General features: G+C 49.2%; 15 protein-coding genes. 1 reads left to right on the top strand and 14 read right to left on the bottom strand.

The window, feature by feature from the left end:
- Positions 1–71 precede the first annotated feature (71 nt).
- The 13 genes from DXA36_RS18240 to DXA36_RS18180 form a co-directional block, all read right to left on the bottom strand.
- A complete protein-coding gene (locus DXA36_RS18240; protein WP_118680914.1) occupies positions 72–677 on the bottom strand; it encodes an HAD family hydrolase in 606 nt (201 codons plus the stop codon).
- On the bottom strand, positions 674–1,579 hold the full coding sequence (locus DXA36_RS18235; protein WP_118680913.1) for a LysR family transcriptional regulator: 906 nt from the start codon (positions 1,577–1,579) through the stop codon (positions 674–676). The genes DXA36_RS18240 and DXA36_RS18235 overlap by 4 nt, the downstream gene beginning before the upstream one ends.
- Positions 1,554–2,858 (bottom strand): adenylosuccinate synthase, encoded by a 1,305-nt coding sequence (locus DXA36_RS18230; RefSeq protein ID WP_118680912.1) that lies wholly within the window; start codon positions 2,856–2,858, stop codon positions 1,554–1,556. The genes DXA36_RS18235 and DXA36_RS18230 overlap by 26 nt, the downstream gene beginning before the upstream one ends.
- Positions 2,859–3,108: 250 nt before the next feature.
- Positions 3,109–4,269, bottom strand: a complete 1,161-nt coding sequence (locus tag DXA36_RS18225) for a substrate-binding domain-containing protein (RefSeq protein WP_118680911.1) — start codon at positions 4,267–4,269, stop codon at positions 3,109–3,111.
- Positions 4,270–4,388: 119 nt separating this feature from the next.
- Positions 4,389–5,408, bottom strand: a complete 1,020-nt coding sequence (locus DXA36_RS18220) for an ABC transporter permease (protein ID WP_118680910.1) — start codon at positions 5,406–5,408, stop codon at positions 4,389–4,391.
- Positions 5,409–5,423: 15 nt separating this feature from the next.
- Positions 5,424–6,917, bottom strand: coding sequence for a sugar ABC transporter ATP-binding protein (locus tag DXA36_RS18215; protein WP_118680959.1), 1,494 nt, complete (start codon positions 6,915–6,917; stop codon positions 5,424–5,426).
- A 203-nt stretch (positions 6,918–7,120) separates the two neighbouring features.
- Positions 7,121–8,143, bottom strand: a complete 1,023-nt coding sequence (locus DXA36_RS18210) for a substrate-binding domain-containing protein (RefSeq protein ID WP_118680909.1) — start codon at positions 8,141–8,143, stop codon at positions 7,121–7,123.
- Positions 8,127–9,935, bottom strand: coding sequence for a cache domain-containing sensor histidine kinase (locus DXA36_RS18205; protein ID WP_118680908.1), 1,809 nt, complete (start codon positions 9,933–9,935; stop codon positions 8,127–8,129). The genes DXA36_RS18210 and DXA36_RS18205 overlap by 17 nt, the downstream gene beginning before the upstream one ends.
- 3 nt (positions 9,936–9,938) lie before the next feature.
- On the bottom strand, positions 9,939–11,552 hold the full coding sequence (locus tag DXA36_RS18200; protein WP_118680907.1) for a response regulator: 1,614 nt from the start codon (positions 11,550–11,552) through the stop codon (positions 9,939–9,941).
- Between the two features lie 279 nt (positions 11,553–11,831).
- Positions 11,832–12,269: a hypothetical protein gene (locus tag DXA36_RS18195; protein ID WP_118680906.1), complete on the bottom strand. Its 438-nt coding sequence runs from the start codon at positions 12,267–12,269 to the stop codon at positions 11,832–11,834.
- Positions 12,262–12,720, bottom strand: coding sequence for a LytTR family DNA-binding domain-containing protein (locus tag DXA36_RS18190; protein ID WP_118680958.1), 459 nt, complete (start codon positions 12,718–12,720; stop codon positions 12,262–12,264). Before DXA36_RS18190 ends, DXA36_RS18195 begins: the two co-directional genes overlap by 8 nt.
- A 53-nt stretch (positions 12,721–12,773) precedes the next feature.
- Positions 12,774–14,072: an alpha/beta hydrolase family protein gene (locus DXA36_RS18185; protein WP_118680905.1), complete on the bottom strand. Its 1,299-nt coding sequence runs from the start codon at positions 14,070–14,072 to the stop codon at positions 12,774–12,776.
- 138 nt (positions 14,073–14,210) lie between these two features.
- Complete coding sequence (locus DXA36_RS18180; RefSeq protein WP_118680904.1) at positions 14,211–15,014, bottom strand: class I SAM-dependent methyltransferase; 804 nt, start codon at positions 15,012–15,014, stop codon at positions 14,211–14,213.
- 225 nt (positions 15,015–15,239) lie between these two features.
- Between DXA36_RS18180 and DXA36_RS18175 the strand changes: the two genes are divergently transcribed.
- Complete coding sequence (locus DXA36_RS18175; protein WP_118680903.1) at positions 15,240–15,593, top strand: coiled-coil domain-containing protein; 354 nt, start codon at positions 15,240–15,242, stop codon at positions 15,591–15,593.
- A 529-nt stretch (positions 15,594–16,122) separates the two neighbouring features.
- Here DXA36_RS18175 and purB read toward each other — a convergent pair.
- On the bottom strand, positions 16,123–17,562 hold the full coding sequence (gene purB, locus DXA36_RS18170; protein WP_118680902.1) for an adenylosuccinate lyase: 1,440 nt from the start codon (positions 17,560–17,562) through the stop codon (positions 16,123–16,125).
- Between the last annotated feature and the right edge of the window lie 16 nt (positions 17,563–17,578).

Genomic DNA, 17,578 nt, shown 5'->3' with positions numbered 1-17,578 from the left:
TTTTTTCCTATATTCCTATAAAATCTCCTGTTTTTTTCTGACAGCCGTCCCGGGCGGGATATTCAGGATCTTCACGCTTCCACCCCGAGCCTCTTCAGTTCTTCCCTCGCCTGTAGGTAGCTTCGGAAAAGGATGGTGCGGATACCGAATCCGGCTGCCGCGTCCAGATTTGGCTGCATGTCGTCAAGAAAAACGCATTCCTCCGGATTCAGTCCATAGCGATCCAGCAAAAGCCGGTAGATAGCCGGATCCGGCTTTATTACTCCATCCATGTAAGAAAGGATACCGCCGTCCACATATTCCAGGAAATCAAGGGCATCGCTGTTATCACGCTTCACCTTGTCGGAGAAGTTGGACAACACCAGGACCTGATAGCCCGCCTTCTTCAGAGCCTGTATCCAGGGAATGGCATAATCCGCTCTGGTGACAATCCCATGCAGGCTTATATAGATTTCCCGCAATTCCTTTTCCACGGAAGGGTCATTGCGGATAAAACCTTCCAGCATCTCTTCATCACTCAGGAACCCCTTGTCAAATTCATGCCAGAACGGATTATCCACCGTCGCTTTTCCCACCCGTTCCTCGATTTCCTCCGGGAATCCGAAACTGTGCAGAAAATCCTTCCAGCCGAATACAGTGAGTACATTGCCGATATCAAATATGATTGTCCTTATCATTGGTTTTCCTTTCCGCCTTCCTGCGTCCTTATTAATTCCAGAAGCCTGCGGGCCGCCGCGGACAGCAGGTTCCCTTTTCCCGTCACCACGCAGAAGTGGCGTTTGGGAATCAATTTATTAAACCGGAGTTCAAAGAGCCTGCCGTCCTCCAGATACTCTTTTGCAAAATCCCTCACCACACTTCCCACTCCCAGATTCCGGAGGGTGAACTGTACTATCATATCGCTGGTAGCCAGTTCAAATTCCGGATTGATGCGCACACCGTTTTCCGCCAGGACGCAGTCCATGCAGCTTCTCGTACTGGTGTTGCTTTCCAGGGTGATGAGAGGCAGGGTTTCCAAATCATGAAAATCCAGGGTTTTGTTCTTATACTGGATAAAGCGCCTTCCCGCCACAAAAATATCTTCAATTTCCCGGACGGTTTCGCTGTGGATACCCTCGCCGGAAAAAGGCGTACTCACCACACCGAAGTCAATTTTCCCGGCTTTCAGGAAAGCCAGCGTTTCCGGGGTGGGCGCATTGGTCACCATAACTTTTATCCCCGGGCAGAGCTCATGGAAATGTTCCAGGTAAGGAAGAAGATAAAAACGCAGGGTCATATCGGAAGCGCCGATATGGATTTCCCCCAGTTCCAGGTTCATCATCTGCCTCAGCTTTTTTTCACCTGTTTCGATCTGCTCATAGCCTCCGGCTACATAAGAATACAGAAGTTCACCCTCCTTCGTCAGCCTGACGCCTTTTGCACCGCGCACAAAAAGCCTGACGTCCAGCGCCGTTTCCAGAAGTTTGACCGACTGGCTGACCGCCGGCTGGCTGATGGCAAGCTCCTGGGCCGCCAGTGTCAGCGAACCGTACCGGGCCACATGATAAAAAACCTTATAATATTCCAGATTCTGAACCATCCCCGCTCCTGTAAATAATATCGTCTCTTCCCGGCCCGTTGCTCACCATGGTAATGGGATAACCGATATGCTTTTCCACAAATTCTATATAGTTCCGGCAGTTTTCCGGGAGTTCCTCATAGCTCCTGATCCCCCGGATGTCACAGCCCCAGCCGGGCAGGGTTTCCAGCACCGGTTTTGCTTTTTCCAGCTTCCAGGTCACAGGGAAGTCCGTCGTAACCGCTCCGTCCACCTCATATCCCACACAAACCGGGATTTCTTTCAGATAGCCAAGGACATCCAGCACAGTAAAAGCCACATCCGTGGTTCCCTGGAGCCGGCAGCCGTATCGGGAGGCCACGCAGTCAAACCAGCCCATGCGGCGGGGCCGTCCCGTAGTCGCCCCGTATTCGCCGCCGTCACCGCCGCGGCGTCTTAATTCATCCGCCTGTTCACCGAAGATTTCCGATACAAAAGCGCCGGCGCCCACAGCGGAGGAATAGGCTTTGCAGACAGTCACCACCTGTTTGATTTCATAAGGAGGTATCCCCGCTCCGATGGCACCGTAAGCCGCCAGTGTGGAGGAAGAGGTAACCATGGGATAGATTCCGTGATCCGGATCCTTCAGGGTTCCCAGCTGCCCCTCCAGCAGAATATTTTTGCCTTCCCGGATTGCCTGATCCAGGTATGCGGAGGTATCACATACATAAGGGGCAATCATCTCCCGGTATTCCAGCATGGTGGCATAAAGCGCCTCCACGTCCAGCCTGGGTTTATGATATAAATGCTCCAAAAGGACATTTTTGGTTTCGCATACGCTTGCCAGTTTGGTTTTCAGTCCTTCTTCGTCAAACAGCTCGCAGACCTGGAAGCCGGTTTTTGCGTATTTATCCGAATAGAAAGGGGCGATACCCGATTTGGTGGATCCAAAGGATTTCCCGCCCAGGCGCTCCTCTTCGTACTGGTCAAAAAGAATATGATAAGGCATCACCACCTGCGCCCTGTCGGACACCAGTATTTTGGGCACGGGTACGTTCTTATCCGTAATCGAACGGATTTCCTCTATAAGAACCGGAATATTCAATGCGACGCCGTTGCCGATGATACTTGTGGTATGTCCGTAAAAAACACCGGAAGGAAGGGTGTGCAGTGCAAATTTCCCGTAATCGTTCACAATCGTATGCCCTGCATTCGCACCTCCCTGGAAACGGATGATGATATCCGCCTCTCCGGCCAGCATATCCGTGATCTTGCCCTTTCCTTCATCACCCCAGTTAGCGCCAACTACTGCTTTAACCATTTCTGATTCCTCCTTGTTTTGCGGAGCAAAATGCGAACCCTCTGGTGAGCAGAGGAATTTTCCTCCTAACTATTCCAAAAAAAGCGGGCTTTTACAAACCCGTTGTAAAAAACCCGCTTTCTATGTCTTTTACTTCATGATTATATATTATTATATACCATAAGTAAAATCAATATTTATTATATTCGGAATAAGTTAAGCTTATGTGTTACCGGTCACGGATTGAACAGTAACGCTTATGATGCATCAATCAGTCATACAGGTTGGGAGCGATCTTGGGATCATCCATGTTTTCAGCGGTGTACCACTGGCATCCTGTGTCAACATCGCTTACCGGCTCGCCCTTGATAGCTTTTACACAAAGCTCAACGGTTTTGTAACCAATCTGAAGAGGATCCTGGGTAACAGCGCCTGCCAGCTTCCCTTCTCTGACAGCTGTTTTGATAAGAACACCGGAGTCAAATGCCACGCCGATAACGTCCTTGCCCAGCTTGCCGATATTGGCATCGCCATTGATGAGGCCTTCGCCGGAGAACTGGTTGGAACCGTAAATGCAGATGGTATCCGGTTTGTTCAGCAGGTTCTGTGCGTCAACGGAGGACAGGTCGGCACTTACGGAAGCGGGAACTGCGACATCGATAATAACGTCTGCGCCGTCAACCTTGTTTGCCCATTTGTCATGGCCTTCTACGGAAACGGTCTTGCCGTCTGCTTCCAGAAGAGTTTTCATTTTGTCAACGAAGCCGGAGCCGCGCTGTACGATAGATTCGGAGTTGGCTTCCTGGTTCATGACACCGATTCTTACGGTACCTGTTGCGGAGGCCACTTTATCCTTAATCAGTTTGTAGGTTTCATCTGCAGCCAGTTCGCCTGCCGCATAGTTATCGGTTGCCGCGTTGGCTGCGATAGCTCCGTCGGGCGCACCGGGTACACCGGAGTCAAAACCGATAATCGGGATGCCTGCCTTCTGGATTTCCTTAATGGTATCCAGACATGCTTCGGTATCCAGAGCCGCCAGGCCGATTGCAGGCGGATTGTTGTTGAATGCATTGTTCAGCATCTGTACCTGCTGCGCAATATCGGATTCGGTATCCGGTCCCTGGAAATCAATTTCCACGCCATATTCTGCTGCCGCTTCATTGGCCCCCTGGAGAACCGCCTGCCAGAACTGGTGCTGGAAGCCCTTGGATACGAGGTAAATCTTTCCTGTTATTTCTGCGGAAGCCTCCGCCGTGTCAGCGGATGTGTCCGCCGCTGCCTCTGTGGATGCGGCAGGCGTCTCTTCTTTTGTCTGCGCCGGAGCCGGTGTTGACTCTGCCGGAGCCGACGTGCCGGCGCTGTTTCCGCAGCCTGCAAGCATGCTTGCAACCATGGCTGCTCCTAATGCGATACTGAGTAATTTCTTTTTCATGCAAAAACCCTCCTTAAAATTTGGTAAACCCCCGGTTAACCTTACTGCCGGTTTTGTAATAACAAGCCCTCATCCCCTGTTTTTTTATTTGGCATGACGGGCATTACAAACGAAAACTGTCAGGCTTTTTTCTTTTTCTGCCTGTTCATAACATCCATAAATACGGCGAATACGAGTACAACACCGGTAACCGCCTGCTGCCAGTTGCTCTGCAGCCCCACGAAAGGAAGTCCTGTTTTCAGCACGGACATGATAAACACACCAATCAGGGTGCCGGAAATCGTTCCGTAGCCGCCGCTCATGGAGGTACCGCCGATAACTACGCCGGCGATGGCATCCAGTTCAAATCCGCCGCCGCCCCCGGGCAGGATGGTGGAATAGATGGAGGCATAAGCCAGACCGGCCAGACCGGCCAGCGTACCGCTTATAACATAAGCCAGCGTCCTCCACTTGGCAATATTAACGCCGGAGAGCCTTGTCGCCTCGCTGTTGCTGCCGAGTGCCACGATATAACGCCCCGGCCGGGTCTTATTCAACAGGATGGAGGCAATGACAGCCACGATAATCAAGAGGATAAATCCTGTAGGTATCAGCACTCCGTTCTGGTTGATTTTAAAAATATTGCGGAACCACCCTTCCGCCTGGCTGGACTGCGGCCAGGTAACGCTCTGCGCTTTGGTAAAAATGGAACCCAGGCCCTTGGAAAGCATCATGGAACCCAGGGTGGCGATGAACGGCGGCAGATGCATATAGGATACCATCAGGCCGTTCAGCAGGCCGAACAGGCTGCCGATAAGGATACACACCAGGAGGCCCAGCGCTACGGGCAGATGGTATTTGGTAATCAGCTGTCCGGAAATCAGCGCGGAACAGGTGAGCACGGTCCCGATAGAAAGGTCGATACCATCGGATGTGATGGCAAAGGTAACGCCGATTGCCATCAGCCCTATGTAATAGGATGCATCAAAAATATTAACGAGTGTGGCATAAGACCGGAATGCCGGATTGATAAATCCGAACACCAGGTAAATGATAATGAGGGCCAGCAGGGCGATGAGCCTCTGCGTCCCCACGGACTTTGCAAATTTAGCCAGAGGGTTTTTCTGAAAAGCCCCCTCCTTATTTGTTGTTTTCGCCATTTGTTTCCTCCCCCTTTACATACCGACCGTAGCAGCCTGCATAATCGCTTCCTGTGACGCTTCTTCAATTGGAATTTCCGCCGTCTTTCTTCCCTCGCACATCACCATGACCCTGTCGCTCATACGCAGGATTTCCGGCAGTTCGGAAGAAATCATGATGATGGATTTTCCGGAAGCGGCCAGTTCGCTCATCAAATGATAGATTTCACTTTTAGCCCCTACGTCGATTCCTCTGGTGGGCTCATCAAAAATCAGGATATCGCAGTCACGCACCAGCCATTTGGCAATTACCACCTTCTGCTGGTTGCCCCCGGACAGGCTGAGTGTGGGTGTATTCACCGTAGGTGTCTTAGTATTCAGCCGATCCACATAATCCTGGGCCGTTGTTTCTTCGCTCTTTCTGTTGATGAAGATACCTTTTACAAATTTTTCAAGGGACGCCATGGTGGTATTTTCCGCTATGGTTTTGTCCAGTACCACCCCGTAGCGCTTCCTGTCCTCGGACAGATATCCGATACCAGCCTTCACCGCATCCTGCGGGCTGTGTATCTCCACCTTTTTGCCGTTAACATAAATATCTCCGCTTTCCTTTTTATCGGCTCCGAAAATGACTCTTGCCGTTTCCGTCCTTCCCGCCCCCATCAGGCCGGAAAAGCCGAGGATTTCTCCTTTTTTCAGTTCAAAGCTGATATCCTGCACCATCTTTCCCGCCTGCAGGTGCTCTACCTTCAGCACCACCGGCGCATCCTCCGGCACATTGCTTGCCGTCTTGGGATCCTCGTAAATGGTACGGCCGACCATCATGTTGATAATGTCATCCTTGGTACAATCCTTACTGATTAAAGTCCCCACATATTCGCCGTCCCGCATAACGGTCACACGGTCCGTGATGATTTTAATCTCATCCATACGGTGGGAAATATAGATAATGCCAATGTTCTTTGCCCGCAGATCCCTTATGATTTTGAACAGCTCGTTGATCTCGGAATCCGTCAGCGCCGCGGTAGGCTCATCAAATACCAGCACCTTCACGTCTCTGGAAATGGCTTTGGCTATTTCACACATCTGCTGCTTTCCGACAGTCAGATCCCCCATAACCTGGGAAGGATCGATTTCGATATTCAGCTTCTCAAACAGCTTCCCGGCCTCCTCATTCATCTTTCCGTCATCTATGATTTTTCCCTTCATAAATTCCCGTCCGATAAATATGTTCTGGGCCACTGTCAGCTGCTGCATCATATTCAGCTCCTGATGCACAATGGCAATTCCCGCATCCTGGGCTTCCCTGGGATTGGTAAATGCCACTTCCCGGCCTTCATACATAATCCGGCCGCTGTCCTTGGAATAAATACCGGTCAGGATTTTCATAAGCGTGGATTTACCGGCGCCGTTTTCCCCCATCAGCGCGTGGACCTCGCCCCGGCGGACTTCCAGGCTTACTTTTTTCAGAGCGTGGACACCGGGAAAGGATTTATCGATATCCTTCATCGTCAGAATTACTTCCCCCACTTTTTCACCTTCCATCCCTTCTCTTTTTCAAATTGCACTCCCTTGTCTGATGCTTTTATTATAGTGGCACCTTAAATAAAACAACATGTGATTTTTTATAAAAAAGGGGTAAAAATTTACTGTTTTGTAAATTTTTACCCCTTTTATCCTGCAAATACCACAATAAAATAGATTTTCTTTGTTGATTCTTGTCGTGTCCGTCTTTATTCCCCTTTAAAAGGGAACAGCATTTCCTGGTTTTCATCCAGATACATATTTTCTCTTGTAATCAGGACGGAACCGGAATCGATTTGCTCCGGGACCGTTTCCCCGTTCAGGGCTTTCACGGCGGTTTCCACACCCAGATAGCCCATTTTGAACGGATTCTGGATCACCATGCCGCGGAAGATCCCGCCTTCCAGCATTTTTATCTCTTCCAGGGAGCTGTCAAAACCCACAAAGCTGATTTTCCCCGCCAGCCCCTTGTCCACAATAGCCCGGGCCGCGCCGACGGCGGAATATTCGTTCAGCCCCACAACCACATCCACATCCGGATGCTCGGCAAGAATCCCCAGCATCAGTTCATAGGCCTTGTCATAATTGGAATCACAGAAAACCACATCGACTATTTTTTCCGTATCGCTGCCCAGCCCCTCCCGAAGCCCCTGCTCCCGTTCCATGGCGGTGGACGAATTTTTCACATGGGCGACTACCGCTATCCGGGAATCCGGCTTCAGGATTTCCTTGACAAACGCGCCCTGCAGCCTTCCGGCCTTAATGTTATCCGTGGATATCATGCATTCCGCCACCTTCGCGTCGATTTCGGAATCCAGCAGAAAAAGGCGGATTCCGCTGTCCACAATTTTTTGCGCCATAGGCGTTGTTTCGGTAAAGCTGGAAGGGGTGAGGACAATGGCATCCGGCTTCTCACGGATAGCCTGTTCGATCAGTTCGTTCTGCCTTACATAATCATCCTCCGTTTCCGGCGCGCATACGGAAAACTTCACGCCGTATTCCTCTGCCGCCATACGGGCCCCGTCGATTAACTGGGTCCAGAAATCGCTGTCGTCGATTGTCTTGGATATAAAGATGACGGACAACGGCTCCCTCACCGTCTCCTCCCTCCCAAAGGCATAGAAAAGCAGGAATGCGGCGGCGGCCAGAAGCAGCGCGGCAGACAGGATCCTCTTTTTACCGGACATAAGGATGGTCCGTAATACACGGCATCTGTTATTTTTCTCCCTCATCCTTATGCACCTCCTCTCCTGCAAACGGGATTTTTATCGTAGCGGCTGTCCCCTCGCCGGGAACGCTTTTGTAAGAAATCCCATATTCCTTTCCATAATAAAGCTGCAGACGCATCTGCACATTCCCGATGCCGATACCTGATTTCGCTTTCTGTTCGTTTCCGGTTCCGGGTTCTAAAATCCGGTCCAGCACCTCCTGCTCCATCCCTTTCCCGTTATCGTATACGGTGAGAAAAATGCAGCCGCTGCGGTGTACGCCGGTTATTTTGATAAGCCCTTTTCCTTCCTTATACTTGATTCCATGGTATATGGCATTTTCCACCACCGGCTGGAGCACCAGCTTAATGATCCGCTGCTCCAGAATTTCTTTTTCCACATCGATTTCAAATTCCATTTTATCCTGATAGCGCATTTTCTGTATGGTCAGATAACTGCCGGCGTAGTCCACCTCCCTTTTGATGGAAACCAGCTCATCCTCGTTGCTGATGCTCTGGCGCAAAAGCCTTGCCAGGGAGGAGGTCATGAGCACCACCTCTTTCGTCTTTCCCCCTTCCGCCATCCAGATGATGGAATCCAGGGTATTGTACAGAAAGTGGGGATTGATTTGGGACTGCAGGGCTTTCAGTTCACTGAGGCGTTTCTGCTCCTGCTCATAGGTATTCTGTTCCATCAGCTGCCGGATGCGGATCATCATGATATTGAAGGATTTGCCCAGGCTTGCGATTTCATTATTTCCTTCTTCCTTTACCCGGATCCCTTCAAAATTCCCTTTTTCCACTTCTTTCATGGAGTCCTTAAGGCGCTCCAGAGGACGGGTGATGGCGGAAGAAAAGATCACGCAAAGCAGCACCGTCACCACCAGAAAAACCGCTGTAATGATAACATACAGCCGCTGTGCCTCCGAACGCCCCCGCATCAGCTCCGCCATATCGGTAACACCCACCACGCTCCAGCCGGTTTTTTCCGACACGGAAATAGTATACAGCCTGCTGTCTTTTTCTCCGCCGGTGAGAAAATAGCTGTCTTCACACTCCAGGACCTCATCGATCCGCTCCGTTTTCAGAGAGCTGTAAAGCAGCTTCTGTTTGGGGTGATAGATTATTTTCCCGTTCTGGTCGATTATATAGATATAGTCCGATCCGATATTATTCCTTTCACACAGATCCTTCAGCGCCTTATAATTGAGATCAATAAAAAAAACACCCATCACATCCCCGGTGTCCGGGTTTTCTATCCCTCTGCTCATGGTAATCACCCATTTGTAATTATCCCGGATGACGTTCTGCACATGGGAAGAGGTCAGACAGGTGCTTCCTTCCTTTTCCACCTCCCGGTACCAGTCCACCGTATCCAGGGGAATATTGTCGTTAAGTACATCATTTCCGTCATTGATGATGCTTTTCCCATCCCCCGATACCACGGCAATATTGGAAATATCCGTTCTGGTTTCCAGAACGGTGGAAAACTGGGTAACAATACGCCGGTACAGATTGGGTTCGCCCGATTCCTTCCCCTGCATCAGATAGGTCTGCACATCGCTGCTGTGCGCCACCAGGGAGGATATGTTTTCCATATAATCAATATAGGAATCAATGTCCCTGTTTACCTGTCCGATCAGGCGGGTGGTATAATCGATAGAATTATTCAGGATCGTCCGTTCCGTATAATTCAGGGAAATAATGTAAAAGAAAGTGAGCGTCGCCACAATTAATAAGGAAAACACCACCAGCATGGTGGTACGGATATTGGAAAACGGCAGAATTCCCATCCTTCCCTTCTTTTCTTCCCTCATGGCTTATTTCCTCTTTTCCCTGGCGTATTCCGTGGGGGATTTCCCCGTAGCCTTTTTAAAGGCGGCACTGAAATAGTGGGGATCGGAAAATCCCACCTTCTCCGCGATTTCATAATTTTTCATGGAAGTATTCTCCAAAAGTTCTCTCGCCTTCTGCATCCGTATTCCGGTGAGCACCTCCATGAAGGTTTCGCCCGTAATGTTCTTAAAAATGGTACTGAACCGGCTGGTACTGATATTCAGGTAGGAACATACCGTATTCAGTCCCAGCTCATTCTCCCCGTAATGTTTTTCTATGTAATCCAGCGCAAGAAGCGCGTACTTTTTCCCGCCCTCATTTTTTCCCATGTCGAGCATTTCCGCCGCTTTCAGAAAATATCCCTCCATCAGGCCAAGAGCCTGATCCAGGCCGGAGGCTTCCATAATTCTGCCGAGCGTGCGCTCCTTTTCCCACAGGATATCCTGCTCCTCCAGATGGAAAGAACGAAGAAGCTCCACCACCTCGTCCAGCTGCTGCTGCAGATAGAGATTGACCCGTTCCCGGTTCCAGGCGGCTCTGCGGATTCCTTCCTTTCTTTTATCCACGTACTGTTTAATCCCTTCACTGTCCCCACGCTTCAGGGCATCCAGGATTCCATCCTCCGTCCGTTCCGTCTCCGTCCGGTCCGGCTCGCCTTTGATCTCTTCCAGGACAAGCACGGATTCTTCCCCGTAGATATAACGGTACTGCAGCGCAGTCAGTGCCTCTTCATAAGAATGGAACAGCTCTCCCCGTTCCTTTACCAGGCCGCCGATTCCTATAGTTGTCTTCATATTCAGGATCTCCAGGAGGCGGTTGTTGATTTCACCGGCAATTGACGGAAGCTGCTGTCCCAGTTCCGCCGGACGGTTGGTTTCAAGGAGCAGCACAGTGCGGTAATCCTTTCCCTGAAGGACTTCGCCTACATGCCGCTTTTCCACGATTTCCTGGGATACGTTATACACCACAAATGCGATGAGGGAGCGCTCCTGCTTCTGCTTATCCTCCAGGCTGTTGGCGTCCCTGTAGTCGTCAATCTCCACCACCGCGACCCGGAAGGAGCTTCCCCACAGAGTAATCCCCACTTCCTCCAGCTCCCTGTCATTTTCTTCTTTCGTTTTGTCCCCCATGATCAGGCTCATGAGCACGTTGGAGCGGACCAGAAGATGGTTCCGGTGATACGTGGTGCTCATCTTTCCGATCCGTTCTTCTTTTTTTCTCTGTTCGTTGATTTTCTCCCCGACCTGTACCAGCACTTCTGAAAGCTCGGAAGCCGTCACCGGCTTAAGCAGGTATTCGGAAACCTGATACTTCAGCGCCTGCTTCGCATAGTCGAATTCATCATAGCCGCTGAAAATAATGATCCGGATATGAGGATATTCATGGTACAAAAATTCACTCAGCTGCAGGCCGTCCATATAAGGCATGCAGATATCCGTCAGCACCACATCCACCTCATGCTCTTTCACATACGCCTGCGCTTCCCTTCCGTCCGCACATGCCGCCACCAGCTCATATCCCAGCTTTTCCCAGGGAATGTTCGCACGGATCCCCTCCCGTGTCAGGATTTCATCGTCCACCACAATTGCTTTTATCATATTTTTCCCCAATCCGTAAAATTAAGAAACACCCTTCCCCTTTGCCCAAGGACGCCTGCCGGGAAAGAGCCGCAGCGGTGCCGCACACAAACCCGGGAAAAGAATCCTTCGCCCGCCCCTCACGGACAATTCTTGCTGTTTTTCTTTATGATACTGAAAAAGCGGAAATTTGTAAAGGCTATTTCCATATATGGATGCAGATTAAAAAACCTGGGATTATTGTTCACACCCCCTATGCCGCTGTCCTTATAACAGGAGAAGGAAAATGGGGGATATTCCTCAATTTTCCTTCTCCTTCCTTATCTGAAAACGCTTTAGTTCTTCATTCAGGCTTTTTGCTTTCCTGCGGGCGACAAACCACAATACCCCTTCTGCCGCAATGCTGATGAGCAATATCATAACCATAAAAGGCAGCAGAACTTCCCAAGCCGTACTGCCGGCAAAAAAAACAATACCTACCATAATCCCTTCCAGCAACAGCAGCTGCAGCAGCTTGCGCAGCAGCATCTGTTTTACCGAAAGCTCTCTCCTGCTGTAGGTTACCGCCGAAGGAAGGATTCCCAGGAACCCGTACATAACAGGAAACAAAAATGCATGATAGCCAAACCGTATTTCCGGTTCGTAACGCATCCCCAGAAATGCCATAGCTAGATTGACACAGGTTACCACCACAAAAAAACTGATTACCAGCCGTTCCATAAACTCCCTTTTACTCATTTCCGCCCCTTTCCCCGCCGCGCAGGATATCCCGCAGACTGTTTACATATTTTCTGGAAATGATAATATCCTCCCCGTTGTGCAGCCTGGCAGACAGACGTCCGTTCAGGGCGGGACGCAGGGAATCAATCCGCATCAGATTGACCACCACTGTCCGGGAACACCGGAAAAACTGCTTGCTTTTGTAAGCCTCTTCAAATGCATACAGCTTCATTTTCACCTCATACACCTTATCTTTGGTATAGACGAAGAGCCGGTTATCCACAGCCTCCGCATAATATATCTCCGGCAGCGGGATCCGGTACAGCTTCCCCGCTTCATACCCTTCCAGGTTTTCCTGTCTGGAGAGAATAAAATGCCGGATGTCCCGAACCGTTTCCGTAACTCTGTGACAGCGTATCAGCACCTGTTCTTCCTGCTGACTGTCAATTTGTTCTACCATTACCTTCATATACTTCGGCCTGTTCCTTCCCGGGACTTCTCCGGCATATGCCGCAATGTCAGTCAAACACTCTCCGTAAACGACGGCGTATTTGGCCTGTTTTCCCCTTCCTGCTTCAGATAATAATCATAGTATTCCAGAATAATCCCGTTCATTGTCTCAATACATTCCCTGGCATCACGCTTCCCGGTTCCCAGCAGCCATGCAAGAGGAGGGGAAAAAAGAGGTAAGTCAGTAAAATTCATATGCTCTGCATCGTCAAAATGAATTTCCTTCCCATCCCGCGCCTCCGATAATATCGCATGGTTCACATACTGATCCCCATACTTTAAACCTTCCACATAATGTCCCGTTGTATCGATGCAGAGCAGGGGAACCGGATACGGTTCCTCATTCATCCGGTATTTTCCATTTGAAAAGTCCAGTTCTTCCCCCAGCATGGTCCCGTCCAGATCAATTACCGCTTTTACTTCAGGCCGTTCCCGCCCTGTGGTAACTGCCGCAGCCCCTCCAAGGGAATGCCCAATCAGTCCGGTTCTTTCCGTATCTATCAGACTGAAGGGCGTTCCAGGCGATTTCCCGCGGCAGGTTTCCCCTATCCGGTCCAGCACAAAATGCAAATCCGCCACCCGAAGTGCGATCCAGGGTCTGTTGACAGAAAATATCTCCTCTTCCGGAACGCCTTCCTCATTTATCCGGAATACATCTCTTATAAAATCTTTATCTGCAGTTATCAGCTGCCCATCCTCCAACCGGGAAAACAGGGCGTGGTAAGGATGCTCCACACTGCATACCACATATCCGTTGCTGGCCAGCTCCGTATATGCGGAATAATTGCTCATCCCATAGCCAAAGGCGCCATGGGAAAACACCACCAAAGGAAACGTCTCTTCCTTCTCCGTTACCGGATACCAGAACTGCACCGCCACCTGCCTTGATGACCCGTCGTTGCGGAAGCTTTCCGCCCGGGATTCATCCGTCCATGTATAGCTTGCCGTCTCATAGGTATAGCTGCCTGTTACCGGAATCAGTTTCATGGGAGGGAACAAAAAGATCGGAAGCAGGCTGACCGACAACACAAGCAAACGTATCACAGCCCTGCCTGCTCCTGTCTTACGCCTTCTTTTTTTGGCTGCATCCAGCCATGCCCCTGCCATATTCCATAATAGATACGCTGCCGGAAGCAGCCACGTATTCTTCCATTCCCATCCGCCGACAGACGAAAAAAGGAGGAACCCCAGTAATTCCCCAAAACAAAAGCCGAATACGATGTGGGGATTCTTCCCTTTTTTTAATAAAAATATCCCTTCTTTCCCTGCTTCCATGAGAAAAAAAGCACCAAGAAACCAATATACCTCCATAGCCGCCTCCCTGTTTTTTCATTGCTGCAAGTATAGAACAGAAACGTGTTCTTCTCAACAGCTTACAGCCCGGGATGCAGAAATGGGCGGTGAGATGCACAGGGTTATCGTTTTCGAATCTGTGAAGGTGTGGTACCGTTATCTTTTTTTCAGAATATCCAACGTATGGTGGCTTGCTCCTATCAGATCCTTCCGTTCACAGGTGGCAAAATGATAGCGCATATATATGGCAAAGGTATTTTCATCCATGCTGTCGATGACCGGACGTATATAGCCTGTGGCACCGTCCGTAGCTACCAGCTTAATTCTCTCTGCATCCACATTTTCATCCAGCCTTTCGATATCCTCAGTGCGTACCAGCTTAAACAAATCTTCAGGTTCACACAGTAAATGAAAATCCTCTGTCAGCTTTTTCTTTTCCAGGTATTCTTCCACCTTTCCAAGCCGGAACAGTTCTCCTATCATGGTAGGCTCGTTCATACAGTAAGCAGTAAATATATATCCCCCTTTTTTAGTTACCCGGAATGCCTCCTTAAGCGCCTTTACCTGTTCTTCCTCCGAGTACAGGTGATACATAGGCCCAAGTATCAGGGTTCCGTCAAAAGTGCCTTCCCCAAAGCGGGAAAGATCCTGTGCATCTCCCTGATACGTATGGATATTGGTACCATTCATTATCACTGCGGGGGATTTCATTTTGGTACGAAGAATTTCCAGATTATGCGCAAGCAGTTCCACAGCATCCACCCGGAAGCCTTCGGCTGCTAAAGCCAGAGAATATATGCCCGTACCAGCTCCTGTTTCCAGAATTCGCATTCCTTTTTCCAGATAACGGTGGATGTATTCCATAGTTGTCAAATATTCCACCCTTCCATGGTTTGATGCCGACAGCCTGTCATCTTCGCGGTAGTTACGGCAGTACTCCGCAAGGTATTCATTTTTCATAGAGTTCTCCTTTTTTTGTGAAAGTGTGTTTTTCCATCCGCCTTTTGTATATTGTATACGGTATTAGATGTCGAAATATAACGTTAATAAGATAGACATTCTCTTTCTTTTATGATAACATAAAAGACGGAAATGGTTTATATTTTTACAATCCGGCAATGCACAGTGAATATGAAGAAACTTTTGTTATTATTTGAAAATAAACTTTGACAGGAGGAAGAGTTTATGACAGTAGATGAAAAACTGGATTTTCTTATTGATAAATTTTCCGATGTGCAACAGGATATCAAAGGCATTCATCAGGAGATTCATGGCATGAAGCAGGATATTGACGGCATGAAGCAGGATATTGACGGCATGAAGCAGGATATTGACGGCATGAAACAGGATATTGACGGCATGAAGCAGGATATTGACGGCATGAAACAGGACATTCATGGCATGAAGAAAGATATTGTTGATATGAAGGCAGATATAAAATTGCTGTATCGTAGCGACAGGTTAATCCTTGATGAAGTCGAACGTGTACATAACATACTGGAAAAACATATTAGTGATACAAATAAACATACCGCATAATACACATGTAAACCGCTAAAATGATTGCCGGCTTTTCTCTCATGAAAAGCCGGCATTTTCTTTAAACAAGCATCTTGCACCCTCAAACCTCTCCCCATACAGCATATAAAGGCAACACTGCCTCACAGCACCGGATTAATGACTGGGATACAGAACGGTCCGGCTATCTTTAATAGGAACTTCCTGGTATTTACAGACTCCATGCAGGCAAAGGCGAAAGGAAGAAACACCCGTAAGCTGCTGTTTTGCAAACGTCTCTATCTCCTCCTTTTTGTAACTGCTTTTAAAAGGGAAAACCAGGGTTATATGCGGCTTTATCAGGGAAGCCAGAGAATCTTTGCCATCCCGATTTCTTCTGTAGGCAAACGGCAGCTTTTCTTTGCTTCCAGCCACAAATTCTCTTGATATGCCATATCTTTCATCCTTCTTTTCCCGGCAGCCGTCCGGTTTCACGGTATGCATTCATCGGTAAAGCAGAAAAAGTCCTGCTTTCACAGAACTTTTTCCATCCTGCATAATACGCAGGGACTTATACATTAATTTCCGCTTTTACGCCAAGCAGTTGTTTGTTTTCTTCCATAACCGGGGCAATCACATCCTTCAGGAAGGCTTCCACCTGCGCCGGCGCACAGCCTATATAACGGGAAGGGTCCATAGTCTTTTCCAGTTCCTCGGGAGTCGTCATAAAGACGGGTTCCCGGGCGATAAGCTCCAGAAGGTTGTTATCCAGGCCTTCCACTTTAACCCGTTTCCCCGCCTCCATGGAAAGCTCACGGATTCTTTCATGCAGTTCCTGACGATCCCCGCCTTTTTTCACCGCATCCATCATAATATTTTCCGTAGCCATAAACGGGAGTTCACTCATAAGGCGCTTCTCAATTACCTTAGGATATACCACAAGCCCATCCACTACATTCAGGCACAGATCCAGAATGCCGTCCACCGCAAGGAATCCTTCCGGAATGCTCAGGCGCTTGTTGGCGGAATCGTCCAGTGTTCTTTCAAACCACTGGGTTGCGGAGGTGATAGCCGGATTGAGTGCATCTGCGATCACATAACGGGAAAGGGATGCTATCCGTTCGCTGCGCATGGGATTCCTCTTGTAAGCCATGGCCGAAGAACCGATCTGGCTCTTCTCAAAGGGCTCTTCCACTTCCTTTAAATGCTGCAGAAGGCGGATATCATTGGACATTTTGGTTGCGCTGGCGGCAATTCCGGCCAGAACATTCAGGACTCTGGTATCCACCTTACGGGAATAGGTCTGCCCGGATACCGGATAACAGGACTGAAATCCCATCTTTTCCGCTATCATGGGATCGAGTGCCTTAACTTTCTCCATATTGCCGTCAAACAGTTCCAGGAAGGAAGCCTGGGTTCCTGTTGTTCCCTTGGATCCAAGAAGCTTCATGGTGGAAAGCACATAATCCAGATCTTCCAGATCCAGGTAAAATTCCTGCATCCATAAGGTTGCCCTCTTTCCCACCGTGGTAGGCTGTGCAGGCTGGAAATGGGTAAAGGCCAGCGTAGGCAGGTCTTTATATTTATCAGCAAAAGAAGAAAGCTCATATAAAACGTTTACCAGCTTCTTCTTTACCAGCTTCAGAGCCTCTGCCATTACGATGATATCCGTATTGTCCCCCACGTAGCAGGAGGTGGCACCCAGATGGATGATCCCCTTTGCTTTGGGGCACTGCACGCCATATGCATACACATGGCTCATAACGTCATGGCGTACCTCTTTTTCTCTTGCTTTTGCCACTTCATAATTAATATCTGTAGAATGGGCCTTTAATTCTTCGATCTGTTCCTCCGTAATCGGCAGGCCCAGTTCTTTTTCCGTTTCCGCCAGAGCTATCCACAGCTTTCTCCATGTACAAAACTTCATATCCGGAGAAAATATATACTGCATTTCCTTACTGGCATATCTTTCTGAAAGCGGGCTTACGTATCTGTCCGTATTGTTACTCATAATCAGGCAACTCCTT

Origin of the sequence: Eisenbergiella sp. OF01-20, assembly GCF_003478085.1 — a bacterium.
Classification (GTDB): Bacteria; Bacillota; Clostridia; order Lachnospirales; family Lachnospiraceae; genus Eisenbergiella.
Note: the sequence above shows the minus strand (reverse complement) of the source record. Positions and strands in the feature narration are given on the sequence as shown.